At 48.7% G+C, this 692-nt stretch carries 1 protein-coding gene and 1 pseudogene; both read left to right on the top strand.

From position 1 onward, the window contains the following. Window positions 1-134 precede the first annotated feature (134 nt). Window positions 135-590 (top strand): PrgI family protein, encoded by a 456-nt coding sequence (locus tag DWY93_RS16205; protein WP_005335865.1) that lies wholly within the window; start codon window positions 135-137, stop codon window positions 588-590. Continuing rightward, window positions 520-692: pseudogene (locus tag DWY93_RS17680) on the top strand (conjugal transfer protein TraE); the annotation flags it as partial. The gene DWY93_RS16205 and the pseudogene DWY93_RS17680, both read left to right, overlap by 71 nt.

Below are 692 nucleotides of genomic sequence, written 5' to 3'. Positions count from 1 at the left end.
CTGGAAGATGACATCATCATGGCAATCTGGAGCTGCGTGGGCTACACCGTACTGCTATGTTTTACGCTGTTCAAAACCGGCAGTCTCGCCAAATCGGTCTTTCAGGCGCACTAAAACGGAAGGAGGTTTCCACATTGGCTTATGTACCCGTACCCAAGGACTTAACAAAAGTCAAAACAAAGGTCATGTTCAATCTGACCAAGCGGCAGCTTATCTGCTTCACGGGCGGAGCGCTTATTGGCGTACCGCTTTTCTTTTTGCTCAGAAAACCTACCGGAAACAGTGTAGCGGCTATGTGTATGATGCTGGTTATGCTGCCCTTCTTTATGCTGGCTATGTACGAAAAGCATGGACAGCCCCTGGAAAAGATCGTGGGCAACATTCTCAAAGTAGCTGTGATCCGTCCCAAGCAGCGACCTTACCAGACCAACAACTTTTATGCCGTATTAAAGCGGCAGGAAATGCTCGATAAGGAGGTGTATGACATTGTTCACCGCAATAAAAAAATGGCTGCATCGGATGTTCGGAAAAACCGAGGAAAAAACTGTGCAGCCGGTAAAGACAAAGAAAAAACTGTCCCGCGCCGATAAGAAGCAGATCGAAGCGGCCATTGCCCGCGCTAACCGCACGGACAAAAAAGGAAAATCTGCGCAGGACAGTATCCCTTATGAACGGATGTGGCCGGACGGAAT

Source organism: Clostridium sp. AF28-12 (assembly GCF_003435225.1).
In the GTDB taxonomy this organism is placed as follows: domain Bacteria; phylum Bacillota; class Clostridia; order Lachnospirales; family Lachnospiraceae; genus Pilosibacter; species Pilosibacter fragilis.
Note: the sequence above shows the minus strand (reverse complement) of the source record. Positions and strands in the feature narration are given on the sequence as shown.